This is a genomic window from Pseudomonas cyclaminis, from assembly GCF_015163715.1.
Taxonomy (GTDB): Bacteria; Pseudomonadota; Gammaproteobacteria; order Pseudomonadales; family Pseudomonadaceae; genus Aquipseudomonas; species Aquipseudomonas cyclaminis.
Genome location: NZ_JADDUM010000035.1, coordinates 64,016 through 89,287, shown reverse-complemented (window position 1 = coordinate 89,287; position 25,272 = coordinate 64,016). Strand labels below are relative to the sequence as shown.

Below are 25,272 nucleotides of genomic sequence, written 5' to 3'. Positions count from 1 at the left end.
TCAAGATCAAAAGCCAGAGCAACAGCGTAAGAGCAAGCAGTTGTGTAGATACCTATGCCCCGATAGCGGTGTATCAGCCACCCATCTGGCACTGACACACCGCTATCGGGGGCAAGCCCCCTCCCACATTTGGTTTAGGGCGCCCGCGAGATTTGTGTATCGAAATATTCGCTGCACACAATTTTCACAACCCATCCAAGACAATTCCCCGGCTTTTTCTGCCTGCCATTAAAGGCGCTGCAGCGGCGCACGTTCAGTAATTAATAGCCTTGCTGTGACTGATCGGGCACCATTCGCGCCACTGCGATATTTCGTCACTTAAACTTCCAATGGGTCCTGAAACGACATGGCAAACCCGGACGCCCTGAGTCAGCAGCGAGCTTCTAATCGCCTGCTGCAACCGACCGTCAAATCCCATCTGGCGTACACGCTGCTCTGCGCACTGGTCATGATGGTGATGTTCTCCCTGCTGCGCCTGGCGCTGCTGGTCTACAACCGCGAGATGATCCTCGACACACCGGCTTCGACCTTCCTGGAAGCGTTCGCCAACGGTCTGCGTCTTGACCTGCGCCTGGTTGTGTACCTGCTGATCCCGCTGCTGCTGGCACTGTTCAGCGTACGGGCCATGGCAGCGCGGGGCTTCTTCCGTTTCTGGCTGACCATCGCGTCGAGCATCGCCCTGTTCCTGGGCTTGATGGAGATGGACTTCTACCGCGAGTTCCACCAGCGCCTCAACGGCCTGGTCTTCCAGTACGTGAAGGAAGACCCGAAAACCGTGATGAGCATGCTCTGGTACGGTTTCCCGGTGGTGCGCTACCTGCTGGCCTGGGCCGTGGGCACGCTGATCCTGAGTATGGCCTTCAAAGGCGCCGACCGCGCCACGCGCCCACGCGGCCCGTTCAGCGGTGGCAGCATTGGCACGCGCCAGGTGGCCCCGTGGTACAACCGCATCGCCGTGTTCGTGGTCTGCCTGCTGATCGCCGTGGTTGCCGCTCGTGGCACCCTGCGCCAGGGCCCGCCGCTGCGTTGGGGTGACGTGTACACCACAGACTCGAACTTCGCCAACCAGTTGGGCCTCAATGGCACCTTGTCGCTGATCGCGGCGGCCAAGGCCCGGTTCGGTGAAGACCGCGCCAATATCTGGAAGGCCACCCTGGATCAGCCGCTGGCGACCCAGACCGTGCGCGACATGCTGGTACTGCCCCAGGAAAAACTGGTGGATACCGACACCGCCGCCGTGCGCCGTGACTACATGCCGCCGGCCGAGAAGACCCTGCCGATCAAGAACGTCGTGGTCATCCTGATGGAAAGCTTCGCCGGTCACTCGGTGGGCGCATTGGGCCGTCCGGGCAACATCACGCCATCCTTCGACAAGCTGTCCAAGGAAGGCCTGCTGTTCGACCGCTTCTTCTCCAACGGCACCCATACCCACCAGGGTATGTTCGCCACCATGGCCTGCTTCCCGAACCTGCCAGGCTTTGAATACCTGATGCAGACCCCGGAAGGCAGCCACAAGCTGTCGGGCCTGCCGCAGTTGCTCAGCGCACGTGATTTCAACGACGTGTATGTCTACAACGGCGACTTCGCCTGGGACAACCAGTCGGGCTTCTTCAGCAACCAGGGCATGACCAACTTCATCGGCCGCAACGATTTCGTCGACCCGGTGTTCTCCGACCCGACGTGGGGCGTCTCCGACCAGGACATGTTCAACCGTGGCCTGCAAGAGCTGAAAGCCCGCGAAGGCGGCAAGCCGTTCTACGCACTGCTGCAAACCCTGTCCAACCACACGCCGTACGCGTTGCCAACCCCATTGCCGGTTGAGAAAGTCACCGACCGTGGCAGCCTCAACGAACATTTGACGGCCATGCGTTACTCCGACTGGGCCCTGGGCCAGTTCTTTGAAAAGGCCCGCAAGGAGCCGTACTTCAAGGAAACCCTGTTTGTGATCGTGGGCGACCACGGGTTTGGCAATGAACAGCAGATCACCGAGATGGACCTGGGCCGCTTCAACGTGCCGATGCTGATGATCGCACCGGGCATGCAGGAGAAGTTCGGCGAGCGTGACCACACCGTGGGCACCCAGATCGACATCGTGCCGACCATCATGGGCCGCCTCGGTGGCGATACCCTGCACCAGTGCTGGGGCCGTGACTTGCTGAACCTGCCGGAAGGCGACAAGGGCTTCGGCGTGATCAAGCCATCGGGCAGCGACCAGACCGTGGCGTTGGTCACCGCAGACCGCATCCTCGTGCTGCCCAAGGAGATGCCACCGAAGTTGTGGGAATACGAACTGGGCGCCAACCCGACCGGTAAGGTGATTGCTGAATCGCCGGATGAGGCCGCGCTGAAGCAGAAACTTGAATCGTTCCTGCAGACGGCGACCAAGAGCCTGTTGGATAACACCGCCGGCGTGGTTGACGGCAAGCCGGACTAACTAACCGGCAATAAAAAAGAGGCCTTTTCAGGCCTCTTTTTTTATGCGGTTTTTATATCCGGCCGAGCAACAACAAGACCAGCAGCACAACCAGCACAACACCCAGGATACCCGACGGGCCGTAGCCCCAGTTGCGGGAGTGCGGGAACACTGGCAGACCACCGACCAGCAGCAGGATCAGGATGATAATTAGAATGAGGCTCATGGTTTTATTTCCTTATAGGCCTTGTGCAAGGACTGATGATTAAACGTTAGGACCGCAGGTTTAATTACGGGCGCCTTAACAACTCCGACTGCTGCGCTTCGCAGAAAATTCCGTGTTTTTTTAAAGCATTTTGCAAACGTGCTTATTTCTTTTAATACGCTCGCCACTCCCCAGTCCTAGTTGAAAAAGATTGAACTTAGGCTATACGCAGGCATCCGACCGGGCCCACGGTTTGCCTGGGGCATTCAGCACTCTGATGGTGCGTGGGTGCGGGAAAAACCTTCGCTACACTGCCGATCACTTCTTCTGTGAACCACAAGGCTACCTCCTATGCAAAATCGCATGATGATCACTGGCGCCGGGTCCGGCCTGGGTCGTGAAATCGCTCTGCGCTGGGCCCGTGAGGGTTGGCAGTTGGCCTTGTCGGATGTCAGCGAGCCGGGCTTGCAGGAAACCCTCAAACTCGTGCGCGAGGCCGGTGGCGATGGCTTTATCCAGCGTTGCGATGTGCGCGACTACAGCCAGCTCACCGCATTTGCCCAAGCGTGCGAGGTGAAACTGGGGGGCATTGATGTGATCGTCAATAATGCCGGCGTCGCCTCAGGCGGCTTCTTCGCCGAATTGTCCCTGGAGGATTGGGACTGGCAGATCGCGATCAACCTGATGGGCGTGGTCAAGGGCTGCAAGGCGTTCCTGCCACTGCTGGAAAAGAGCAAGGGCCGCATCATCAACATCGCCTCCATGGCGGCGCTGATGCAAGGCCCGGCCATGAGCAACTACAACGTGGCCAAGGCCGGTGTGGTGGCGCTGTCGGAGAGCCTGCTGGTAGAGCTCAAGCAACAGGAAGTCGGCGTGCATGTGGTGTGCCCGTCGTTCTTCCAGACCAACCTGCTGGATTCGTTCCGTGGGCCGACGCCGGCGATGAAGGCCCAGGTGGGCAAGTTACTGGAGAGTTCGCCGATCTCGGCGGCGGATATCGCTGATTACATCTATCAACGTGTCGCTGAAGGGGAGTTCATGATCCTGCCCCACGAGCAGGGCCGGATGGCCTGGGCGTTGAAGCAGAAAAATCCGCAGTTGCTCTACGACGAAATGACCACCATGGCCGACAAGATGCGCGCCAAGGCACAGGCAGTGAAGGGCTGATCGAGCGATGGTCTGTCAGGCAATTTACCTACGCTTGTAGGTGTTGCCTGATTTGGCTGCAAGCCATTGAAGCCACTCCAGCCATCGCGCATGGTCGAGGTCCTGTCACTGCAAAAGGACAGCCGCCATGCTGGTCTTAAGCCGCGCTGTAGGCGAAATCATCTCTATCGGGGACCACATTACCTTGCACGTCCTCGAACTCAACGGTACCCAAGTGAAATTCGGTGTTGCCGCGCCAGCGGGGGTCAATGTGCATCGCGCCGAGGTGCATCGGAAAATCCTCGAACGACAAGCCACTCAACCCCAACCTGCTACCAACCCTTAACCCCCCTCAATCGAACAGATGCTTGGGCACATCGTGCTTGAGCATCAACTGGCATTGCTCGCTTTCCGGGTCGAACACAATCAGCGCCTGGCCCTTGGTCAGCGCCTGGCGCACGCGCAGTACGCGGGTTTCCAGGGGCGTGTCGTCGCCATTGTCGGTGCCGTCGCGGGTGACGAAGTCTTCGATCAGGCGTGTCAGGGTGTCGACTTCAAGTGCATCGTAGGGAATCAGCATACAAGCCTCAGGGGTTTAGTCCCGGCGATGCTACTGCGCCGGGACGCTGGTTGCCAGTATCAGGACTTCTGACCCACCAGACTGTCCACCGACGGCACGCGCGTGTCGCTCTCCATCTGCGTCTCATGCTCCAACTGATGACTGAACCGATCCAGTGAACCCTGGGCCGGTTGCGCATCACTGGCGAACACCGGAGGGCTGAGGATGTACGCGCCTAACAGGCGACTCAGAGCGGCCAGGCTGTCGATATGGGTGCGCTCGTAGCCGTGGGTCGCGTCGCAACCAAACGCCAGCAGCGCCGTGCGGATATCGTGGCCGGCCGTCACCGCCGAGTGCGCATCGCTGAAGTAATAACGAAACAGATCGCGGCGCACCGGCAGGTCGTTTTCCGATGCCAGGCGCAGCAGGTGACGGGACAGATGATAGTCATACGGCCCGCCGGAATCCTGCATTGCCACGCTGACCGCATGCTCGCTGGAGTGTTGGCCGGGGGCGACCGGCGCGATGTCGATGCCGACAAACTCACTCACATCCCACGGCAGGGCGGCGGCTGCACCGCTGCCGGTTTCCTCGGTGATGGTGAACAGCGGATGACAGTCGATCAGCAACGGTTCGCCGCTGTCGACGATGGCTTTGAGCGCGGCGAGCAGGGCGGCGACGCCGGCTTTGTCGTCCAGGTGACGGGCGCTGATATGCCCGCTCTCGGTGAACTCGGGCAACGGGTCAAAGGCTACATAATCGCCCACGCTGATGCCGAGGGAATCGCAATCGGCACGGGTCGCGCAGTAGGCGTCCAGGCGCAGCTCTACGTGGTCCCAGCTCACCGGCATTTCATCCACGGCGGTGTTGAACGCATGCCCGGACGCCATCAACGGCAATACGCTGCCGCGAATCACGCCATTGTCGGTGAACAGGCTGACGCGGCTGCCTTCGGCAAAGCGGCTGGACCAGCAGCCCACTGGCGCCAGGGTCAGGCGACCGTTGTCCTTGATCGCCCGCACGGCAGCGCCGATGGTGTCCAGGTGCGCAGATACAGCGCGGTCGGGGCTGTTTTTCTGGCCCTTGAGGGTGGCGCGAATGGTGCCGCGCCGGGTCATTTCAAACGGGATGCCCAGTTCTTCGAGGCGCTCGGCGACGTAGCGCACGATGGTGTCGGTAAACCCGGTGGGGCTGGGAATGGCGAGCATTTCCAGCAGCACTTTTTGCAGGTAGTTGAGATCCGGTTCGGGGATGGTTCGGGTCATAAAGGTTTCCTTTAGTTGCAAGCTATGAGCTGCAAGCTTCAAGTTAAAAGCACTATTGAGGCTTGCCGGCATTGCTCTAGTCTTGAGGCTTGCAGCTTGTAACTTGAGGCTTTCCACTGTGTGGAAACAACAAATCCACAAACTTCTCCGCAGTCGGCTGCGGCTCATGATTGGCCAAGCCGGCCCGTTCATTGGCTTCGATAAACACGTACTCGGGTTGGTCGGCGGCGGGCACCATCAGGTCCAGGCCCACCATGGGAATATCCAGGGCGCGGGCGGCCCGCACGGCGGCGTCCTTGAGGGTTGGATGCAGGATCGCAGTCACGTCTTCCAGGCAACCGCCGGTGTGCAGGTTGGCGGTGCGGCGCACGGCCAGGGTTTTACCGCCGGGCAGGATGCTGTTGTAGTCGTAGCCGGCGGCGGCCAGGGTGCGTTCGGTTTCGGCGTCCAACGGGATTTTGCTTTCGCCGTCCGTGGCCGCCTGGCGGCGTCGGCTCTGGGCTTCGATCAACGCACCGATGGAGTGATGGCCGTCACCAATCACTTCAGCGGGGCGGCGGATCGCGGCGGCGACCACTTCGAAGCCAATCACCAGAATGCGCAGGTCCAGGCCCTCGTGGAAGCTTTCCAGCAGCACGCGGCTGTCGAATTGACGCGCCGCTTCGATGGCCTGTTGCACCTCTTCGATGCTGTGCAGATCCACCGCCACGCCCTGGCCTTGTTCGCCATCCAGCGGCTTGACCACGATTCGCTGGTGTTCGTCGAGGAACTCCAGGTTGTCATCGGCGCTGCCCGCCAGTTGCTGTGACGGCAGTTGTAAACCTGCGGCCTTGAGCACCTTGTGGGTCAGGCTTTTGTCCTGGCACAGGGTCATGCTGATGGCGCTGGTCAGGTCGCTCAACGACTCGCGACAACGCACGCGACGCCCGCCGTGGCTGAGGGTGAACAGGCCCGCGTCGGCATCGTCCACCTGCACATCAATGCCACGCCGGTGCGCTTCTTCGACAATGATCCGCGCATAGGGATTGAACCCTGCCTGCGGGCCAGGGCCGAGAAACAGCGGTTGGTTGATGCCGTTCTTGCGTTTGATCGCAAATGTGGTCAACGCCCGAAAACCGAGCTTGGCGTAGAGGTTCTTGGCCTGACGGTTGTCGTGCAGCACCGACAGGTCCAGGTAGCTCAGGCCACGGCTCATAAAGTGTTCCACCAAGTGGCGCACCAGCACTTCGCCGACGCCGGGCCGCGTGCATTGCGGGTCGACCGCCAGGCACCACAGGCTGCAACCGTTCTCCGGATCGTGAAAGGCTTTCTGGTGATTGAGGCCCATGACGCTGCCGATCACCGCGCCGCTGTCTTCATCCTCCGCCAGCCAGTACACCGGGCCACCTTGATGGCGTGGCGTGAGGCGTCCGGCGTCGACGGGCAACATGCCGCGTCCCTGATACAGCTGGTTCACGGCCAGCCAGTCAGCCTCGGTTTGCACCCGGCGGATACGAAAGCCGCGAAACACCCGCGTGGCCGGGCGGTAGTCGGTAAACCACAGGCGCAGGGTGTCGGACGGATCGAGGAACAACTGCTGGGGATCGATCCCGAGGATCTGCTGGGGCGCGGCCACATACAGGGCGATGTCGCGCTCACCGGGCTGCTCGTGGAGCAACGCCTGCGCCAGGCTTGCTGGATCAGGAAAGGTATGCCCGATCAACAACCGGCCCCAGCCGCAATGCACCGCAATCGGTTCGGCGGCCAGGGGGCTGCCATCTTCGGCCAGTCGGGCTTGCAGGCGCTCGTAGGTCGGCGCCTGGCCCTTGAGCAAGCGTTGGCTATAAGCCGCTGCGTGGGGTTTCATCAATCAGATTCCTTGTTCGCTGAGCCACAGGTTCAGCGCCGCCAATTGCCACAGCTTGGAGCCGCGCAACGGGGTCAATTGGCCTTGAGGGTCGGTCAGCAGGCGATCAAGCATGGCTGGGTTGAACAGGCCACGATCCTGGCTCGGGTCCAGCAACAGTTCACGCACCCAGTTCAAGGTGTCGCCCTGCAAATGCTTGAGGCCGGGCACCGGGAAGTAGCCTTTCTTGCGGTCGATGACTTCGCTCGGGATCACGCGGCGCGCCGCTTCCTTGAGTACTTGCTTGCCGCCGTCGGGCAACTTGAACTGGCCTGGCACGCGGGCCGAGAGTTCCACCAGGCGGTAGTCGAGGAACGGCGTGCGCGCTTCCAGACCCCAGGCCATGGTCATGTTGTCGACGCGCTTGACCGGGTCGTCCACCAGCATCACGGTACTGTCCAGGCGCAAGGCCTTGTCCACCGCCGCATCGGCACCGGGCATCGCAAAATGCTCGCGCACGAAGTCGCCAGCGGCATCATTGGCGGTCAGCCACTTGGGCGCGACGGTGGCGGCGTAGTCGTCGTAGCTGCGGTCGAAAAACGCCTCGCGGTACGCCGCATACGGATCGCTGGCGCCGTCGACGTGCGGGTACCAGTGGTAACCGGCGAACAGCTCATCGGCGCCCTGGCCGCTTTGCACCACTTTGCAATGCTTGGCCACTTCCCGCGACAGCAGGTAGAAGGCGATGCAGTCGTGGCTGACCATCGGTTCGCTCATGGCGCGGAACGCGGCCGGCAGTTGTTCGATGATCTCGCTCTCGGCGATACGCAGTTGGTGGTGACGGGTGCCGTAATGCCTGGCGATCAGGTCCGAGTACTGGAACTCGTTACCCGCTTCGCCGCCGGCGTCTTCAAAACCGATGGAAAAGGTCGATAGGTCCTGCACGCCGACTTCCCGCAGCAGGCCGACGAGCATGCTCGAATCGACGCCGCCGGAGAGCAGCACGCCCACATCCACCGCCGCCCGTTGGCGGATCGCCACGGCGTCGCGGGTGCTGTCGAGCACGCGGTCGGTCCAGTCTTCCAGGCTGAGGTTTTTTTCATCCTCACGCGGGCCGTAGGGCAGGGTCCACCAGGTTTTCTGTTCAGTCTTGCCGTCGGCGTCGATGCGCATCCAGGTCGCTGGCGGCAGTTTTTCGATCCCCGCCAGCAGGGTGCGCGGCGCAGGTACCACCGCATGGAAGTTCAGGTAGTGATTGAGCGCCACCGGGTCGAGGATCGGGTTGATATCGCCGCCCTTGAGCAGCGCCGGCAAGCTTGAGGCAAAGCGCAGGCGCTGGCCGGTGCGCGACAGATACAGTGGCTTCACGCCCAGGCGGTCACGGGCGATGAACAGGCGCTTGGCGTCGCGTTCCCAGATGGCGAAGGCAAACATGCCATTGAGCTTGGGCAGCAGCGCTTCGCCCCAGGCGTGGTAGCCCTTGAGCAGCACTTCGGTGTCGCCGCCGGAATAGAAGGCGTAGCCCAGGGCTTCAAGCTCTTCACGCAGTTCCGGGAAGTTATAGATCGCACCGTTGAAGGCCAGGGACAGGCCCAATTGGGCGTCGACCATCGGTTGGGCGGAGCCGTCCGACAGGTCCATGATTTTCAGGCGTCGATGGCCCAGGGCAATCGGCCCTTGAGCCTGGAAACCCCACGCGTCAGGTCCGCGTGGCGCCAGGTGATGGGTGATTCGCTCCACGGCTGCCAGGTCGGCAGGTTGGTGATCGAAACGCAGTTCTCCAGCTAATCCGCACATAAAGTCCTTACCGGTTTTTCCGTTGGGGAGGGAAGAAGTACCAAGCGCCAAAACGGCGGGTACCCAGAAACTGACCGGGGTGGATGCGCGGAGTTTTAGATCAATCTGTTATAAGGCAGATGGCCCATGGGGCGGATTTTCCGCTTACAGGGCGCTGCTGCCGGGGAGGGCTGGGGAAAAGCACCGAGGGTGCGCTTCCCGTTGGCTAAGGACGACCGATCAACCTTGCTCGGGTTTTGTCACGTTGCTTCGAATCAACGACCGAACGGCGAATCGATTGGGATGGCAGGCCTCGGCCACGCTTCGCGGCAGGGGCAGGGGCTCGTTATCCAGCCAGGCCGCCAAGAGTTCGCCGGACAGCGGCGCGGTGATCAGCCCACGGGAGCCGTGGCCGCTGTTGACGTAAAGCCCTTGCAGCCACGGGCAAGGTGTCTGCGGTACATGGCGGGCGTCCTTGCGCAGCGCGTCAAAGGTGTGAGCAAAGGCTGGGTGATCCGCCAAGGGGCCGACAATCGGCAGGTAGTCGGGGCTGGTGCAGCGGAATGCGGCGCGACCGTCCAGCGTATCCGGGGCGAGCGTGTCAGCGTGCAGGCGTTGCATCAGGTCGGTGGAGATCTCCTGCAGCAGGGCCAGGTTGCTGGCGTGTTCGGCGGGCGTCGGGGCCAGGTCATCGCTCTTGAAGTCGAAGCTGGCTCCGAGGGTGTGTTCCCCCAAGCGTGCGGGCGCCACATAGCCTTCGGCACACACCACCGTGGCCAGCGCAGCGCTGGCGGCGGTTTGCGGCAACCGGGTGATCTGCCCACGGATGCGCTTGAGCGGCAGCTCGGCGCAGGCGGCAAAGCGCTTGACCTCCGTGGCGCCGCCAGCACCACCACCGGTGCGCTGGCCAGCAGCGTTTGACCTTCCCAGGCCTGCCAGTGGCCGTCGACTTTGCGCAGTTCGAGCACCTCGTGGTGGGCCAGCACCTGAACCCCCGGTTGCTGCGCCTGCCACTGGCAGAGCGCCGGCGGATGAACCCAGCCACCCTCGGGGAAAAACATCCCGCCCGTGGCCAAGGTAACGCCGGCCTTAATCTGGGCCTGGTCTTTATCCAGCAGATGCAGCAGTTCCGGCGCGAACGCTTGGGCCAGTTGCGCCTGGCGCTCGGCCTCCTTGGCATTGAAGGCCAGTTGCAGCACGCCGCAGCCGTCCCACTCCACCCCGCGATGCAAGTGTTGCAGCAGGCGCCGGGTATGGCCGAACCCGCTGACTATCATCTGCGACAAGGCCGTGCCGTGGGCCGACAGCTTGAGGTAGAGCACGCCTTGCGGATTGCCGGAGGCCTCCTGAGCGAGCCCTGCGTGACGCTCCAGCAGGCTGACCTGCCAACCCCGCGCCGCGAGGCTGGCGGCACTGGCGCAACCGGCCAGCCCGCCGCCGATGACCAAGGCGCGGCGCTCGCCCGTGTGCACGGGCGGGCGGGCAAACCAGGGCTTGATGGCGGCGGGAGGTGGCACGTCGTCCGGCCAGCCGAGGAACTCCCCGCGCAGTACTTCCCATTTGTGGCCGATGCCGGGGGTGCGTTTCATCTTGAAGCCGGCGGCATTGATCAGGCGCCGGACCCAGCCGGTGCTGGTGAAGGTGCTGATGGTTGAACCGGGTGCCGCCAGCCGGGCAAGCTCGGCGAACAGCTCGGCGGTCCACATGTCGGGGTTTTTCGCCGGGGCGAACCCGTCGAGAAACCAGGCGTCGACCTGGGCATCCAGCTGAGGCAATTGCTCCAGGGCGTCGCCGATCAACAGCGTCAGGGTGACGCGCCCGCTGTCCAGCACCAGGCGCTGGAAACCTTGATGAATCGCGACGTACTGCGCCAGCAACGGCTCGGCCAGGGCCTTGAGCTGCGGCCACAGGGACAAGGCGCGTGTCAGGTCGGCGGGGCTGAGGGGGTATTTTTCGACGCTGACAAAATGCAGCCGGGCGCTGGCCGGCGCGTGCTCATTGAACAACTGCCACGCGCAGAGGAAATTCAGCCCGGTGCCGAAGCCGGTCTCGCCGATCACAAAGCACGCGCCCTCGGGCAGCTCGGCAAAACGCGCCTGCAGACGGTTCTGTTCGAGAAACACGTAGCGGGTTTCTTCCAGGCCCGACTTGTCGGAGAAGTACACATCGTCGAAGACCCGCGAGTGCGGGCGGCCTTGGTCATCCCAGTCGAGCTGGGCGTGGGATACGGGGTTCATGGGCGGCTCTGCAAAGACAAGGCGGCCATTCTAGCTGATCAACCGCCATTGAATTGACCCATGGCAAGCGCGGGTGCAATTTCCTCCCGCGTGCTGCGGCCCAATCCGCTAGTCTTGAGCCATCTTGAAACGGAGCTGCCCATGTTCGAATCCGCCGAAATCGGTCACGCCATCGACAAAGACACCTTTGAGGCCGAAGTGCCGGCCCTGCGCGAGGCCTTGCTGGAAGTGCAGTACGAGCTGCAACAGCAGAAACGCTTCCCGGTGATCATCCTGATCAACGGCGTGGAAGGCGCGGGCAAGGGCGAGACCGTCAAGCTGCTCAATGAATGGATGGACCCGCGCCTGATCGAAGTGCGCACCTTCGACCAGCAGACCGACGAAGAACTGGCCCGACCACCGGCCTGGCGCTACTGGCGACAGCTGCCGGCCAAGGGGCGCATGGGCATCTTCTTCGGCAACTGGTACAGCCAGATGCTGCAAGGCCGCGTGCACGGGCAGATCAAGGACGCACGGCTCGACCAGGCCATCGCCGGCGCCGAGCGCCTGGAGAAGATGCTCTGTGACGAAGGCGCGCTGATCTTCAAGTTCTGGTTTCACCTGTCCAAGAAGCAGATGAAAGCGCGGCTCAAGGCCCTGGCCGACGACCCGTTGCACAGCTGGCGCATCAGCCCGTTGGACTGGCAGCAGTCCGAGACCTACGACAAGTTCGTGCACTTCGGCGAGCGCATCTTGCGCCGTACCAGCCGCGACTACGCGCCGTGGCATGTGATCGAGGGCGTGGACGCGCATTACCGCAGCCTGACCGTGGGCAAGATCCTTCTGGACAGCCTGCAAAATGCGCTCAAGCAGGCCAAAGGCAAGGCCAGCGGCATGAACCCGGCACCCTTGATCCCTTCGGTTGACCAGAAGAACCTGCTGGACAGCCTCGACCTGTCCCTGCGCCTGGACAAGGACGACTACGAAGAACAACTGATCACCGAGCAGGCACGTTTCTCTGGCCTGATGCGCGACAAACGCATGCGCAAGCACGCGTTGATCAGCGTCTTCGAAGGCAATGATGCAGCGGGCAAGGGCGGTGCGATCCGTCGGGTGGCCGCGGCGCTGGACCCGCGCCAGTACCACATCGTGCCGATAGCTGCGCCCAGTGAAGACGAACGCGCCCAGCCTTACCTGTGGCGGTTCTGGCAAAAGATCCCGGCACGCGGCATGTTTACCGTGTTCGACCGCTCCTGGTACGGCCGCGTGCTGGTGGAACGCATCGAAGGCTTTTGCACCACGGCAGACTGGATGCGGGCCTATGGCGAGATCAATGACTTCGAAGAGCAACTGCGCGATGCGGGCGTGATCGTGGTCAAGTTCTGGCTCGCCATTGACAAGGACACCCAGCTGGAGCGTTTCCAGGCCCGCGAGGAAATCCCGTTCAAACGCTTCAAAATCACTGAAGACGACTGGCGCAACCGCGACAAATGGGACGACTACCGGGCTGCGGTGGGCGATATGGTCGACCGTACCAGCACCGAAATCTCCGCCTGGACCCTGGTGGAGGCCAATGACAAGCGCTGGGCGCGGGTCAAGGTGTTGCGCACGATCAACCGAGCGTTGGAGGAAGCGTTCGCCAACACCGACAAGCACGATAAGAAGAAAAAGAAATAACCTTCGGAAGGCTTCTGTAGTGAGCAGGCTTGCCCTGCGCTGGGCTGCGAAGCGGCCCCAAACCTGCCAGCCAGTTCTGCCTGAAGAAACGCGTCGACTGTATCGGGGCCGCTTCGCGCCCCAGCGCAGGGCAAGCCTGCTCACCACAGGGATCAGGTTCACCAGAGATAACAGGTTCACCAGAGATAACAGGCTCACCAGCGATACCAGATTCACCACAAAGAGCCAGTTCCCCCAATAGCCCCACCGCCTCGCCCGGCCATGGTTTTGTATATGCCGGATGAATGATCATCGCGGCTGCGTGGGCCTGCATCTATTCTCGATCCATACCCCATAACCACAAGATCGAGGTAGCCCATGCGTGAAGTAGTCATCGTCGACAGCGTACGAACCGGCCTGGCCAAGTCCTTTCGCGGCAAGTTCAACCAGACCCGTCCGGATGACATGGCGGCCCATTGCGTCAACGCGCTGCTGACCCGCAATGGCATCGACCCGGCCACGGTGGAAGACTGCATCGTCGGCGCCGGCTCCAACGAGGGCGCGCAGGGCTACAACATCGGGCGCAACGTGGCGGTGCTGTCGCAGTTGGGCACTGGCACGGCGGGCATGACCCTCAACCGCTTCTGCTCGTCGGGCTTGCAGGCGATTGCCATCGCGGCCAATCAGATCGCGTCGGGGTGCAGCGACATCATTGTCGCCGGTGGCGTGGAGTCCATCAGCCTGACCATGAAAAGCGTCAACACCGACAACCTGATCAACCCGCTGCTGAAAGAGCAGGTGCCGGGCATTTACTTCCCCATGGGCCAGACCGCCGAAATCGTCGCGCGCCGCTACAACGTCAGCCGTGAAGAGCAGGACCAATACGCCCTGCAAAGCCAGCAACGCACGGCCCAAGCCCAGGCTGATGGCTTATTTGACGATGAAATCGTGCCCATGACGGTCAAGTACAAGGTCGAGGACAAGAACACCGGCGCGGTGCAGATCCTCGACGGCGTGGTCGATCGCGACGACTGCAACCGCCCCGATACCACACTCGCCAGCTTGCAGGGCCTGAAGCCAGTGTTTGCCGAGGACGGTTCGGTCACAGCGGGCAACTCGTCGCAACTGTCCGACGGCGCCTCGATGACCCTGGTGATGAGCCTGGAAAAAGCCCTGGCACTGGGGCTCAAGCCCAAAGCGTTCTTCCGTGGCTTCACCGTGGCCGGCTGCGAGCCGGACGAGATGGGCATCGGCCCCGTGTTCTCGGTGCCCAAGCTGCTCAAGGCGCGTGGCTTGCAAGTGGCGGACATCGACCTGTGGGAACTCAATGAAGCGTTTGCCTCCCAGTGCCTGTATGCGCGCAATCGTCTGGAAATCGACAACGCCAAGTACAACGTCAACGGCGGCTCGATCTCCATCGGCCACCCCTTCGGCATGACCGGTTCGCGGCAGGTCGGGCATCTGGTGCGTGAGCTGCAGCGGCGCAACCTGCGTTACGGCATCGTCACCATGTGCGTGGGCGGCGGTATGGGCGCTACCGGTTTGTTTGAGGCCGTGCGCTAGCCGGTCTAGGGGTCGCGATGCGCGTCGCTTGTACCCGATCAATGCCAAGAGGGAGCGTGCTCCCTCTTTTAGCATCCGCTGGTCAGTCATAATCAGGCACCACTTTTTAAACTAAATAGTTGGCCGGGCTCAGTGGGTTCGGTTATTTTTTAGTGCATGTGATCCTGTTCTTACAGATGCACGCTGTTTTGAATTGTTCTCATTAATCTGTTGTGTAGTCCATTTCTTTCGGCTGTTTTTAAAGTTTTAGCCAATGGCCATGATTTTCCTGCGTGTCAGGGTGTTTTGTAACTACGTTGTTAACGGAAATGGACGGCTTACTTACTCAAGTGTGGAGTGGAAACTTACCCGGCGTTGAGCGGAACCCTGAATTGCAATACAAGAAGTTGTAAAAGCGACTCGGGAATAACCGACTTAATGCTGCGGGTCACACCGCTCGTTTAATCAGCTCTGCGCTTATCCGCTGCCGGGCTCCTTTAATGACATTTGTTAAGTGGGAATCTGTGAATGAAAACCAAAATGAAAACTGCTCTGTTGGCTGTCGGTCTCTTGGCGGGGTCGGTGTCCGTGGCTAATGCGGCGGATGGAACGGTCACGTTTTTGGGGTCGGTCCATTCGGGTGCTTGCTCTATCAAGCCGGACTCTGTCGATCAGACAGTGCTCCTGGGTGCCATTGCAAAGCATCAGTTGGAAACGGGTGGCAAGTCTGAGGCCCGGCGTGTGTTGATCGAGCTTGAAGGCTGCGATTTATCCGACCTCACCGATAACACCGTGACCACGACGTTCACCGGTGCACCCTCCAGCGTTGTGCCTGGCGCGATCGGTACCGTCGGTGGCGCTGGCGGCGTGGGCATCATGATGACCCACGGCGGCGACCTGGTGAAGTTGGGCGTTCCTACGGCCCCGCAGATCATCGCCAGCGGTGACAACACGCTGGAGTTCGGTGCCTATGTGCAAGGCGCCGCGACGGACCCAATCATTCCCGGCGATTTCAGCGCCGTCACCAATTTCACCTTGGCTTATCAGTAAGTTTTTCCCCCCGTCACCGAGTGTGGCGGGGGGGACGCTGACGGGAGATCCAGGTGAACACATTCATTCGTTTCGCTCTCGCCTCTTCATTGACGACGTTGATCAACCCTTGCGTCTTCGCCCAGGCGTCTTCGCAGGGCGAAGGGGTCGTCCTGTTGGGGGGAGAGGTCATTGACTCAGCCTGCGGGCTGGAACTGGGCAGTGTCGATCAAACCATCGAGATGCCGCCGGAGCCGGTTGGCCGGCTGTTACGCAACGCGCGGGGTGAGGACCATCCCTTCCAGTTGCGCCTGGTCAATTGCTCGCTGACGCGTCCGGACCCCTTGCGCCCAGGGGGAACCTTGCCTGATTGGGAGCATATGCGAGTGACGTTTGACGGCCCTACCGACAGGTCCGGGCTCTCCTTTGCTGTCTTTGGCGCTTCCCAGGGCGTTGCCTTGCACATTGTGGATGCCGCCGGCGAAGAGAGCATTCCAGGACAACGCATGACGCCGACGCCGTTGGCCGAGGGCGATATGACACTCAACTACAGATTCTATCTGGTCGGTAATGGACTGCCGCTGGTGGTGGGGGCCCACAGTGCCGCAGTGCGGTTCAGGTTGGAATACTTTTGAATAGTGATGGACAGGCTTTCATGTTGAATACAGCGAAGATCAAAAATACGCTGCGCCCTGGTCTGTTTAGCGGGCTGATGTCACTGGCGGGAACTGCAATGGGGGCCGCAGATATCGAGTTTAATACCGACGTTCTCGACCTGGTTGATCGCACCAATATTGACTTGTCTCAATTTGCGCGCAGCGGCTTTATTTTACCCGGTACTTATTCGATGGTTGTGCACATCAACGGCCAGCCGATTGCTGAACAACCGGTGGCGTTCTATCCCCCCGATAAAGATCCTAAAGGCAGCCAGGCCTGTTTATCTCACAGTCTTGTGGAACAGTTGGGCTTGAAAGTTTCCGAGGCCAGCAAACTTATATGGTGGAAGGGCGGTGAGTGCTTGGACATTCAAAGCCTGCCTGGCATGGAGGTCACGGGTGATCTGGCGAGCTCCACGTTGAGCATCAACTTGCCTCAGGCATATCTTGAGTACAACGCCATGAACTGGGACCCGCCCTCCCGATGGGATGAGGGCGTGCCGGGGCTGTTGATTGACTACAGCCTGACGGCGCAGTCCAACTACCAGAGGGGCGATGGCAACCGCAATAACCTCAGCGGCAACGGCACCGTCGGAGCCAATGCCGGCGCCTGGCGCTTGCGGGCCGATTGGCAGGGGCGTGTGGAGCGCGGTCGGCAGGAGGCGGCCGGGCCTCAAAAGCTGGAGTGGAGCCGCTACTACGCGTATCGCGCCATCCCTGCGCTGAAGGCGCGCCTGCTGGTGGGTGAGAACTACCTGTACTCGGATCTGTTCGACAGCTTTCGTTTTACCGGTGCCGCGCTCAACTCGGATGAAAGCCAGTTGCCACCTAACTTGCGGGGTTACGCGCCGGAAGTGGTCGGCGTGGCCAAAACCAATGCAAAAGTCATCATCAGCCAGCAGGGGCGTGTGCTCTACGAAACCCTGGTCGCGGCAGGTCCGTTTCGCATTCAAGACTTGCAAGACGCGGTGACGGGCAAACTGGACGTGCGGGTCGAAGAACAGGACGGCACGGTACACAGCTTCCAGATCGATACGGCCGGCGTGCCCTACCTGACACGCCCCGGACAGGTGCGTTACAAGTTGGCGGCGGGGCGACCGTCCAATCTCCAGTACGGCTCCGATGGCGACTTTTTCGGTACGGGCGAGTTTTCCTGGGGCGTCAGCAATGGCTGGTCGTTGTTTGGCGGCGCAGTGACCGATAACAACTATCGGGCGTTGTCCGTCGGGGCCGGGCGCGACTTGCTTTCGTTCGGGGCCGTCTCGCTGGATGTGACGCAGTCTCATGCCAATGTGTGGGGCGAGACGCTTTCTGGTAAATCCTATCGCCTTCAATACTCCAAGAACTTTGAGGAGTACGACAGCCAGGTGACTTTTGCCGGTTACCGGTTTTCCGAGAAGAATTTCCTGAGCATGAGTGAATACCTGGATGCTCGGCATTACGGGTTGAACGGCGAACTTGGCGGGCGCGGGGATTATCGGGATCCCGATGAGGGTTGGATGCCTATTGGCGGCAGCAAGGCGCTTTATACGGTGACGGTCAACAAGCAGCTGCGTGATCTGAGCGCCACGGTCTACGCCAGTTACCACAAACAAACCTATTGGGACCGGCCGGACACTCAGCGTTGGAACCTGTCGCTGTCGCGTTACTTCAATGTGGGTTCGGTAAAAAACATGAGCCTGTCCCTGAATATGTTCCGTACTCAGGAATACAACTACCGCGACAACGGGATGGCGCTCACGGTCAGCCTGCCATTGGGGCGTACCGGCACACTGTCGCTGGATGCCAACAGGGCCGCCGGCAGAAACAACGTTGCCACGCGCTACAGCGATCGCCTGGATGAGCGCAACAGTTACCAGCTCAGTGCAAGCAACACGTCCGCCAGTGGTTACCTGAGCCATATGGGCGACCAGGCCGATATTGATCTGAGCGCCAGTACCCAAGAGGGCGGCTTCAGGACCCTCGGTGTGTCTGCGCGCGGGGGGGGCACGCTCACCCCGTATGGCGCTGCATTGCACCGCACCACGAGTACCGGCGGCACCCGCCTGATGATCGATACCGGCGGCGTGCCCGATGTTCCCGTGCGGGGTTACGGCGCACCCACCCGCAGTAACGCCTTCGGCAAGGCGGTCATTTCCGACATCAGCAGCTATCAGCGTACGGCGGCCAGTGTTGATCTGGAGCGCTTGCCGAGCAATGTCGAAGCGACCCAATCCGTCACGCAACTGACCCTCACCGAAGGGGCGATTGGTTACCGCGCGCTGGATGTGATTGCCGGGGAAAAGGCCATGGCGTGCTGCGCCTGCCGGATGGCAGCTCACCGCCCTTCGGCGCGACAGTGAAGAACCTGAAACAGCAGGACACCGGGATTGTGAATGACGGCGGCAATGTCTACCTGAGCGGCATTCAGGCTGGCGAGCAAATGGTCGTCAGTTGGGGCGGTGATGAGCGATGCATCCTCACGCTCCCCGTCGTCTTGCCTGCTGACGGCTTGACCGATGCCCTGCAACTGCGCTGCCAGGCCGTCGCAGCTGCCCCATCCTCGCCCGAGCCGGCCGCGTTGACCGGTGAGCCCAACGATACGGAGAACACAGCCTCATGATGCTTAATAAACACGTTACCTCCAGCGCCTTGCTGCTGGCCCTGGGCTTGAGCCAGAGCGTCAACGCCGCGGTGGGCCTGGACCGTACCCGCGTGATTTTCGACGGTGGCAAAGACGCTACCAGCGTGAACATCACCAACAACAATACGCAGTTGCCGTATTTGGCCCAGGGCTGGATCGAGGATGAAGCGGGGGAAAAAATAACCTCGCCCTTGATCGTGCTGCCACCGGTTCAACGATTGGAGCCGGGCAAACAAAGCCAGGTCAAAGTCCAGGCATTACCGGCGGCCAAATCGTTGCCGCAGGACCGAGAGACGGTCTACTACTTCAACTTGAGGGAAATCCCGCCACGCAGCGATAAATCCAACACCTTGCAAATTGCGTTGCAGACCCGCGTCAAGTTGTTCTACCGACCGCAAGCGATCACGCCGAGCCAGCAGGACTTTTCCAACCCTTGGCAGCAGCAATTGACCCTCACCCGGGAAGGCGATCAATACCGGGTCAATAACCCTACGCCTTACTACGTGACCCTGGTCGATGCGCGCAGCAGCAAGGAGGGTAAAACCGTACCGGGCTTTGCGCCCCTGATGGTCCCGCCCAAGGGTGCGCTGATGCTGGGGCCAACGGCCACTGCATTGGGCAGCACGCCTTATCTGACCTACGTGAATGATTACGGTGGTCGTCCGCTGCTGGCCTTCACCTGCACGGGCGGCACGTGCAACGTCAACGTGCAGGCCTCATCGTCTGATAAGTAATGCCTGCTGCGGGAGAAGGTTATGACGTCGCAACGTGTGAAAGTCTTGGGCGGCCTGCTGTGGATCCTGGCGGTGGGCGCGCATGCCGAGGATGAAGAGGATATCGAAGGCATGAGTGGGCTGCTCAATGTGCTCGGCGCCATGCATGAGTCGCCTTGCAGCCTGGAGATGGCATCGCTGCATCAGACGGTTGACCTGGACGCTGTCTCGACCAGCCAGTTGCAACGGCCGGGTGACCAGGCGACAGCCAAGGCATTCCAGCTGCGTTTTACCGATTGCCAGCGCACCGCGGGCCGGGTGCGCAGCGAACGTACGGGGAACCTGGCATGGAGTGCTTACCAACCCGTGTTGTCGGTCGCGTTCAGCGCGCCTGCCGATGACGAGGACCCTCGGCTGGTCAAAGTGCAGGGGATCACCGGGATGGGCCTGCATCTGACTGATGCCCTGGGTCGTGATGTGCAGTTGGGCTCAAGGGGCGAACCGCTGTTTTTGCCCATTGGCCGCAACACCCAGACCTGGAAGGTTCGGCCCACGCGCACCTCCGCGCCGTTGACCAGTGGCGTATTCAGGGCCGTGGTGGAATTCAGGCTCAATTATGAGTAAGGGCAAAGCGATGGCTAAATCAATCGGCTCGCGAGCCATTTTTATCGGCAGTTGCGTGCTGTGGACCGTCAGCCAAGGTGTGCAGGCCGAGACCAGCCTGACCGTCCGCGCGGTCATCATCGCGCCACCGCCGTGTGTCATCAACGGTGGCAGTACGTTGGATGTGCCGTTTGGCAATGACCTGCTGACGTCACGGGTTGACGGGGTCAACTACCGTCGCAATGTGCCTTACACGGTCACCTGCGGCGCGCCGTTCAGCAACGCGATGACGCTGGAACTCAAGGGGCCGGGCGCTTCGTTCGACAGCCGTGTGCTCTTGACCCGCAAGCCGGACCTGGGGGTGAAGCTGTTTGTGAATGGTGCGGACTGGCCGCTCAATACTGCGGTGAATTTTACCCATCCAAACTTCCCTGTGGTGCAGGCGGTGCCTGTCAAACGCGCGGGAAGCACACTCACGGGTGGGGCGTTCGATGCCGCCGCGATCCTTGTCGTCGAATATCAATGAAGAGGAACGATCAATGAGCGATTGGCAACGGCGAGCGTTGCTCGCCTTGTGTTCCCTTGGCCTTTGCAGTGGTGCGTCAGCCAATTTGACGTTCAGTGGAACACTCAATGAGCCGCCTCCGTGCACCATTGATGCGGGGAACACGATTGAAGTGGATTTTGGAGACGTCGGCGTAAAACGCGTCGATGGCGTGAAGTACCGCAAGGGCGTTGGCTACACCCTCAGTTGTGGTACCGACACACTGCCCTGGGTGCTGAAGTTAAGCGTCAACGGCACCTCGACAGCGTTTGATGGCGCTGCGGTGCAGACCAGTGTGCCTGAGTTGGGCATTCGGATTTTCCAGAACAACGTGCCGTTTCGGCTCAACACGCCGCTGGACATCACGTTGTCGTCACCGCCGACATTGGAAGTGGTGCCGGTCAAGCGGCCAGGTGCAATTCTGACGCCCGCCAGGTTTTCGGCGGTGGCCACGCTGTTGGCCGAATACCAGTAGGAGTTGAGTCCATGCGACATGAAATTGTTCATAAGTGTTGGTCCTGTGTTGGGCTGGTGTTTCTGCTCACCTTCGGCCTGATGCCCACGGGGCAGGCGGCGGACAACCTGAGTTTCAAGGGCAACCTGGTTGAGCAGGCCTGCACCATTCGGCCCGGCGATGAGGCCATCACGCTGGAACTCTGGGACCTGACCAGCAAGCACCTCTACATCAATACCCGTTCACGGGGCAAAGGGTTCAGGTTGCACCTGGACGACTGCAACACCGCGGTCGGCAACACCGTCACCATCATGTTCGGCGGCAGGGAAAATACGGCGCTGCCCGGATTGCTTGCCCTGGACGGTGGCAGTGGCGCCTCGGGCATTGGGATAGGAATCGAGACGCCGAGTGACAAGCCATTGCCCCTCAATGCCGTCAGCGACGAACAGGTGCTGAGCAATGGCAACAACGTGATTGAGCTCAAGGCCTACGTGCAGGGTGAGCCGAATGCCATCCGTGATCAGACCATAGGGCATGGCGCGTACACGGTGACCTCGACGTTTACGTTGGATTACCCGTAGCTGCGAACAATCGTCAAAACACGGACTGAATGTTCGGTGGGCGGTATCTGGATAGACAAGCGCAACGAGAGATTAAAATGAAACGACTATATGGAGCCATTGTGCTTCTCGTCCTGACTGCTGTTACGACAACGGCCTGGGCCGTTGATTGTCGCGTCAATGGCGGTGAATGGGCGCGTGTTACTCACCTGACCGTACCCGTGAGTGTGCGACTCGACGGTGATCGCACGAGGATTCTGATGGAAGGCGCACGGCTCGAATGCCGATTCACCGCAGGTGCGGGTCCCGCTTGGGGGGCAGACTTCTGGGAAACCGGCAACAACTCAGGTGCACCCTGGACGCCGGGTCCCAAATTCGCCAGCGAACGGGCCGGTTTGCGAATCAACGGGGCGTTCCAAAACGTTCCGGTTCCCGCGGGTATTCGGGTCGCCACGATGCCCAACAACGGGATCGGTTACCCGATCAACATCACCCCCTACATTTTGGTACGCAATAACCCGTCTAATCCGATCAACGTTCGAATAGGCGACAGCCTCGGCCTTTTACGCCTCACCAGTTCGAACAACTACGACGCCACGCGGCCGCAACTCACCGTCACCTACACCGCCGCCAACAACTTCGAACTGTCCCCATCAACCTGCACCATCAACAACAACAACCCGATCAACATCGACTTCGGCAACGTACACCAGCGGGCCATGGGCAGCGATCCGCTCACCACGACCATCCGCACCAACCTCAGGCTCACCTACACATGCCCGGACCCCGGTATCACCACGCCTATCACCATTACCTACAGGGGGACTTCAACGGGGTTTGACTCGCGCCTGCTGAGGATGACCAACCTTGACGTAGGCACGGCCCTTATCCGTGCAGGCGCTGCGGTTCAAGTGAACGGTTCGTTCCTGACCCGCATCACCAACAGTGTGGGCGGGGACGACGTCACGTTTTCCCTGGTCCGGCGAAACGGCTCTTTGCCGACCCCTGGGGCGATCAGCGGCAGTGGAGTGCTGGTGATGGGTGTGCCGTGATGGGAGTACCCAAAGCGCACTGCATACCCCTAGAATGCGTGCTCCTACACCTCTGGTTTTTGGGGCACTCATGCACATCTCTTCCGGCCGCTGGGTCTACGGTTTTTTCCTGACCCTGCTGACCGCGTTCCTCTGGGGCATTCTGCCGATCAAACTCAAGCAGGTGCTGCAGGTGATGGACCCGATCACCGTCACCTGGTTTCGCCTCACCGTGGCCGGCGGGTGCCTGTTCGTCTACCTTGCCGCCACCAAGCGCCTGCCCAGTCGCAAGGTACTCGGGCCCAAGGGCGGGTGGCTGGTGGCGATGGCCGTGTGCGGCCTGGTGGGCAACTACGTGTTGTACCTGGTCGGCCTGAAACTGCTCAGCCCCGGCACCGCCCAGTTAGTGGTGCAGATGGGCCCGATCTTCTTGATGATCGCCAGCGTGTTTGTGTTCAAGGAGCGTTTCAGCCGTGGACAGGTGCTGGGCTTGATCGTGTTGATCGCAGGCTTCGGCCTGTTCTTCAATCAGCGCCTGGAGGAACTGCTGACGTCCCTCGGCGCCTACACCGCCGGCGTGCTGACGATCCTGCTCGCCACGTCGATCTGGGTGTTCTACGCCCTGGGCCAGAAGCAATTGCTGACGGTGTGGAATTCGCTGCAAGTGATGATGGTGATCTACCTCGCCTGCGCCTTGTTGCTCACGCCTTGGGCCCATCCGTTGGAGGCGCTGCAACTGAGCCCGCTGCAAGGCTGGCTACTGTTGGCGTGCTGCATGAATACGCTGGTGGCCTACGGCGCGTTTGCCGAAGCCCTGGCCCATTGGGAAGCCTCGCGGGTGAGTGCGACCTTGGCGCTCACGCCGCTGGTGACCTTTGTGGCGGTGGCCCTGGCGGCCTGGCTGTGGCCGGATTATGTGCAGGCCGAAGAAATCAACGCCCTGGGTTATGCCGGGGCGCTGGTGGTGGTGCTGGGTTCGGCGACGGTTGCGCTGGCGCCCTCGCTGCTCGCCGGGCTCAAGGCCCGGCGGCTGCGTTTGGCGTCTTAATGCCCGGCTTCGAGCATGTTTTCCGGGCGTACCCACTGGTCGAACTCTTCGTCAGTGAGGTAGCCCAGTTCCAGCGCGGCTTCCCGTAGGGTCAGGCCTTCGGCGTAGGCTTTCTTGGCGATTTCTGCCGATTTGTCATAGCCGATATGCGGGTTGAGCGCGGTCACCAGCATCAGCCCACGCTCCAGGTGTTCGGCCATTTGCACGGGGTCGGGCTCCAGGCCGGCGATGCAGTGCTCCTGGAAGTTGTTGCAGCCATCGGCCAGCAGGCGGATCGACTCCAGCAGGTTGTGGATGATCACCGGTTTGTACACGTTCAACTGCAAGTGCCCCTGGCTCGCGGCGATGCCGATTGTCACGTCGTTGCCCAGCACCTGGCAGGCCAGCATCGACAGCGCTTCGCACTGGGTCGGGTTGACCTTGCCCGGCATGATCGAACTGCCCGGTTCGTTGGCTGGCAGTTTGACCTCGGCCAGCCCGGCGCGTGGGCCCGAACCCAGCAGGCGCAGGTCGTTGGCGATTTTCATCAGCGCCACCGCCAGGGTTTTCAACGCGCCGTGCAAGGTTACCAGCGGCTCATGGCCGGAGAGCGCGGCGAATTTGTTGGGCGCGGTGACGAACGGCAGCCCGGACAGTGCCGCCAATTCGGCCGCAATCGCCTCACCGAAACCATGGGGCGAATTGAGCCCGGTGCCGACGGCCGTGCCGCCCTGGGCCAGTTCACACACCTGGGGCAGGGCACTGCGGATGGCGCGTTCGGCGTAGTCGAGCTGGGCGATAAACGCCGAGAGCTCCTGGCCGAAGGTAATGGGCGTGGCATCCATCATGTGCGTGCGACCGGTCTTCACCAGATTCATATGCCGTGCGGCCTGCTCGGCCAAACCGCCGGAAAGCGTGGCGATGGCCGGTAACAAGCGTTGGTGGACAGCCTGCACCGCCGCAATGCTCATGGCCGTCGGGAAGCAATCGTTGGAGCTCTGGGAGCGGTTCACATGGTCGTTCGGGTGGACCGGGCTCTTGCCGCCCCGCTGGTTGCCTGCCAGTTCGTTGGCGCGACCGGCGATCACTTCATTGGCGTTCATGTTGCTCTGGGTGCCGCTGCCGGTCTGCCATACCACCAGGGGGAACTGGTCGTCATGGGTGCCGGCGAGCACTTCGTCGGCGGCCTGTTCGATCAGGCGGGCAATGTCGGCGGGGAGGTCGCCGTTGCGGTCGTTGACCCGGGCGGCGGCCTTCTTGATCAGGGTCAGGGCGTGCAATACCGCCAAGGGCATGCGCTGCTCGCCGATGGCAAAGTTCACCAGCGAGCGTTGGGTCTGGGCGCCCCAGTAAGCGTCATCCGGGACTTGCACTTCTCCCAGGCTGTCGGTTTCGATACGGCTCATCGGGCACACTCCTTCAGGTTCGT

The 25,272-nt window shown here is 61.3% G+C and carries 20 protein-coding genes and 2 pseudogenes; 15 read left to right on the top strand and 7 right to left on the bottom strand.

What is annotated here, in order from left to right:
* Window positions 1-346 precede the first annotated feature (346 nt).
* Window positions 347-2,434, top strand: a complete 2,088-nt coding sequence (locus IQK56_RS05565) for an LTA synthase family protein (RefSeq protein WP_150676443.1) — start codon at window positions 347-349, stop codon at window positions 2,432-2,434.
* Between the two features lie 52 nt (window positions 2,435-2,486).
* Here IQK56_RS05565 and IQK56_RS05560 read toward each other — a convergent pair whose 3' ends face one another.
* A complete protein-coding gene (locus IQK56_RS05560) occupies window positions 2,487-2,639 on the bottom strand; it encodes a DUF3309 family protein (protein WP_015885095.1) in 153 nt (50 codons plus the stop codon).
* Window positions 2,640-2,969: 330 nt separating this feature from the next.
* Here IQK56_RS05560 and IQK56_RS05555 point away from each other — a divergent pair, with 330 nt between their 5' ends.
* Window positions 2,970-3,785 (top strand): SDR family oxidoreductase, encoded by an 816-nt coding sequence (locus IQK56_RS05555; protein WP_150760363.1) that lies wholly within the window; start codon window positions 2,970-2,972, stop codon window positions 3,783-3,785.
* Window positions 3,786-3,912: 127 nt separating this feature from the next.
* Window positions 3,913-4,110 (top strand): carbon storage regulator, encoded by a 198-nt coding sequence (locus tag IQK56_RS05550; protein WP_122309699.1) that lies wholly within the window; start codon window positions 3,913-3,915, stop codon window positions 4,108-4,110.
* 6 nt (window positions 4,111-4,116) lie between these two features.
* Here the strand turns inward: IQK56_RS05550 and IQK56_RS05545 are convergent, their stop codons facing one another.
* The 5 genes and pseudogenes from IQK56_RS05545 to mnmC form a co-directional block, all read right to left on the bottom strand.
* The gene (locus tag IQK56_RS05545; RefSeq protein WP_003192759.1) at window positions 4,117-4,344 is read right to left on the bottom strand and encodes a YheU family protein; all 228 of its coding nucleotides are present in this window, start codon (window positions 4,342-4,344) and stop codon (window positions 4,117-4,119) included.
* 59 nt (window positions 4,345-4,403) lie between these two features.
* Window positions 4,404-5,588: an osmoprotectant NAGGN system M42 family peptidase gene (locus tag IQK56_RS05540; protein ID WP_122309702.1), complete on the bottom strand. Its 1,185-nt coding sequence runs from the start codon at window positions 5,586-5,588 to the stop codon at window positions 4,404-4,406.
* 76 nt (window positions 5,589-5,664) lie between these two features.
* The gene (gene ngg, locus IQK56_RS05535) at window positions 5,665-7,434 is read right to left on the bottom strand and encodes an N-acetylglutaminylglutamine synthetase (protein WP_150676441.1); all 1,770 of its coding nucleotides are present in this window, start codon (window positions 7,432-7,434) and stop codon (window positions 5,665-5,667) included.
* Between the two features lie 3 nt (window positions 7,435-7,437).
* The gene (locus tag IQK56_RS05530) at window positions 7,438-9,210 is read right to left on the bottom strand and encodes an N-acetylglutaminylglutamine amidotransferase (RefSeq protein WP_193862260.1); all 1,773 of its coding nucleotides are present in this window, start codon (window positions 9,208-9,210) and stop codon (window positions 7,438-7,440) included.
* A 219-nt stretch (window positions 9,211-9,429) separates the two neighbouring features.
* Window positions 9,430-11,426: pseudogene (gene mnmC, locus IQK56_RS05525) on the bottom strand (bifunctional tRNA (5-methylaminomethyl-2-thiouridine)(34)-methyltransferase MnmC2/FAD-dependent 5-carboxymethylaminomethyl-2-thiouridine(34) oxidoreductase MnmC1).
* Window positions 11,427-11,567: 141 nt separating this feature from the next.
* On the opposite strand from mnmC, the gene pap reads away from it, so the two are divergent.
* The 12 genes and pseudogenes from pap to IQK56_RS05465 all read left to right on the top strand — a co-directional run bounded on the left by pap (window position 11,568) and on the right by IQK56_RS05465 (window position 23,864).
* Entirely contained in the window at window positions 11,568-13,082 is a 1,515-nt protein-coding gene (gene pap, locus IQK56_RS05520; RefSeq protein ID WP_122307236.1) for a polyphosphate:AMP phosphotransferase, read from the top strand.
* Window positions 13,083-13,439: 357 nt separating this feature from the next.
* Window positions 13,440-14,624: a thiolase family protein gene (locus tag IQK56_RS05515; RefSeq protein WP_193862258.1), complete on the top strand. Its 1,185-nt coding sequence runs from the start codon at window positions 13,440-13,442 to the stop codon at window positions 14,622-14,624.
* Window positions 14,625-15,143: 519 nt separating this feature from the next.
* Window positions 15,144-15,653 carry a fimbrial protein gene (locus tag IQK56_RS05510; RefSeq protein ID WP_425274547.1) on the top strand — a complete coding sequence of 170 codons (510 nt, stop codon included), beginning with the start codon at window positions 15,144-15,146 and terminating at the stop codon, window positions 15,651-15,653.
* A 53-nt stretch (window positions 15,654-15,706) separates the two neighbouring features.
* Complete coding sequence (locus IQK56_RS05505) at window positions 15,707-16,267, top strand: fimbrial protein (protein WP_122308355.1); 561 nt, start codon at window positions 15,707-15,709, stop codon at window positions 16,265-16,267.
* 20 nt (window positions 16,268-16,287) lie between these two features.
* Window positions 16,288-18,890: pseudogene (locus tag IQK56_RS05500) on the top strand (outer membrane usher protein).
* On the top strand, window positions 18,887-19,645 hold the full coding sequence (locus IQK56_RS05495) for a fimbria/pilus periplasmic chaperone (protein WP_150760359.1): 759 nt from the start codon (window positions 18,887-18,889) through the stop codon (window positions 19,643-19,645). The pseudogene IQK56_RS05500 and the gene IQK56_RS05495 overlap by 4 nt, the downstream one beginning before the upstream one ends.
* Window positions 19,646-19,666: 21 nt before the next feature.
* Window positions 19,667-20,248, top strand: a complete 582-nt coding sequence (locus tag IQK56_RS05490; RefSeq protein ID WP_193862257.1) for a fimbrial protein — start codon at window positions 19,667-19,669, stop codon at window positions 20,246-20,248.
* Between the two features lie 10 nt (window positions 20,249-20,258).
* Window positions 20,259-20,753 carry a fimbrial protein gene (locus IQK56_RS05485; RefSeq protein WP_150760358.1) on the top strand — a complete coding sequence of 165 codons (495 nt, stop codon included), beginning with the start codon at window positions 20,259-20,261 and terminating at the stop codon, window positions 20,751-20,753.
* Window positions 20,754-20,766: 13 nt separating this feature from the next.
* Window positions 20,767-21,246, top strand: a complete 480-nt coding sequence (locus tag IQK56_RS05480; protein WP_122308359.1) for a fimbrial protein — start codon at window positions 20,767-20,769, stop codon at window positions 21,244-21,246.
* Window positions 21,247-21,257: 11 nt separating this feature from the next.
* Entirely contained in the window at window positions 21,258-21,806 is a 549-nt protein-coding gene (locus tag IQK56_RS05475; protein ID WP_122308360.1) for a fimbrial protein, read from the top strand.
* 77 nt (window positions 21,807-21,883) lie between these two features.
* Window positions 21,884-22,837 carry a fimbrial protein gene (locus IQK56_RS05470; RefSeq protein WP_122308361.1) on the top strand — a complete coding sequence of 318 codons (954 nt, stop codon included), beginning with the start codon at window positions 21,884-21,886 and terminating at the stop codon, window positions 22,835-22,837.
* Between the two features lie 70 nt (window positions 22,838-22,907).
* On the top strand, window positions 22,908-23,864 hold the full coding sequence (locus tag IQK56_RS05465) for a DMT family transporter (RefSeq protein ID WP_122308362.1): 957 nt from the start codon (window positions 22,908-22,910) through the stop codon (window positions 23,862-23,864).
* Here IQK56_RS05465 and IQK56_RS05460 read toward each other — a convergent pair.
* Entirely contained in the window at window positions 23,861-25,249 is a 1,389-nt protein-coding gene (locus IQK56_RS05460) for a class II fumarate hydratase (protein ID WP_193862256.1), read from the bottom strand. The two genes, IQK56_RS05465 and IQK56_RS05460, sit on opposite strands and share 4 nt — an antisense overlap.
* Window positions 25,250-25,272: the final 23 nt, after the last annotated feature.

What these genes read in the sequence shown, in the direction of transcription:
- IQK56_RS05565 (WP_150676443.1), top strand. Translation starts at nt 347, where the DNA reads ATGGCAAACCCGGACGCCCTGAGTCAGCAGCGAGCTTCTAATCGCCTG.
- IQK56_RS05560 (WP_015885095.1), bottom strand. Translation starts at nt 2,639, where the DNA reads ATGAGCCTCATTCTAATTATCATCCTGATCCTGCTGCTGGTCGGTGGT.
- IQK56_RS05555 (WP_150760363.1), top strand. Translation starts at nt 2,970, where the DNA reads ATGCAAAATCGCATGATGATCACTGGCGCCGGGTCCGGCCTGGGTCGT.
- IQK56_RS05550 (WP_122309699.1), top strand. Translation starts at nt 3,913, where the DNA reads ATGCTGGTCTTAAGCCGCGCTGTAGGCGAAATCATCTCTATCGGGGAC.
- IQK56_RS05545 (WP_003192759.1), bottom strand. Translation starts at nt 4,344, where the DNA reads ATGCTGATTCCCTACGATGCACTTGAAGTCGACACCCTGACACGCCTG.
- IQK56_RS05540 (WP_122309702.1), bottom strand. Translation starts at nt 5,588, where the DNA reads ATGACCCGAACCATCCCCGAACCGGATCTCAACTACCTGCAAAAAGTG.
- ngg (WP_150676441.1), bottom strand. Translation starts at nt 7,434, where the DNA reads ATGAAACCCCACGCAGCGGCTTATAGCCAACGCTTGCTCAAGGGCCAG.
- IQK56_RS05530 (WP_193862260.1), bottom strand. Translation starts at nt 9,210, where the DNA reads ATGTGCGGATTAGCTGGAGAACTGCGTTTCGATCACCAACCTGCCGAC.
- pap (WP_122307236.1), top strand. Translation starts at nt 11,568, where the DNA reads ATGTTCGAATCCGCCGAAATCGGTCACGCCATCGACAAAGACACCTTT.
- IQK56_RS05515 (WP_193862258.1), top strand. Translation starts at nt 13,440, where the DNA reads ATGCGTGAAGTAGTCATCGTCGACAGCGTACGAACCGGCCTGGCCAAG.
- IQK56_RS05510 (WP_425274547.1), top strand. Translation starts at nt 15,144, where the DNA reads ATGAAAACTGCTCTGTTGGCTGTCGGTCTCTTGGCGGGGTCGGTGTCC.
- IQK56_RS05495 (WP_150760359.1), top strand. Translation starts at nt 18,887, where the DNA reads ATGATGCTTAATAAACACGTTACCTCCAGCGCCTTGCTGCTGGCCCTG.
- IQK56_RS05490 (WP_193862257.1), top strand. Translation starts at nt 19,667, where the DNA reads ATGACGTCGCAACGTGTGAAAGTCTTGGGCGGCCTGCTGTGGATCCTG.
- IQK56_RS05485 (WP_150760358.1), top strand. Translation starts at nt 20,259, where the DNA reads ATGGCTAAATCAATCGGCTCGCGAGCCATTTTTATCGGCAGTTGCGTG.
- IQK56_RS05480 (WP_122308359.1), top strand. Translation starts at nt 20,767, where the DNA reads ATGAGCGATTGGCAACGGCGAGCGTTGCTCGCCTTGTGTTCCCTTGGC.
- IQK56_RS05475 (WP_122308360.1), top strand. Translation starts at nt 21,258, where the DNA reads ATGCGACATGAAATTGTTCATAAGTGTTGGTCCTGTGTTGGGCTGGTG.
- IQK56_RS05470 (WP_122308361.1), top strand. Translation starts at nt 21,884, where the DNA reads ATGAAACGACTATATGGAGCCATTGTGCTTCTCGTCCTGACTGCTGTT.
- IQK56_RS05465 (WP_122308362.1), top strand. Translation starts at nt 22,908, where the DNA reads ATGCACATCTCTTCCGGCCGCTGGGTCTACGGTTTTTTCCTGACCCTG.
- IQK56_RS05460 (WP_193862256.1), bottom strand. Translation starts at nt 25,249, where the DNA reads ATGAGCCGTATCGAAACCGACAGCCTGGGAGAAGTGCAAGTCCCGGAT.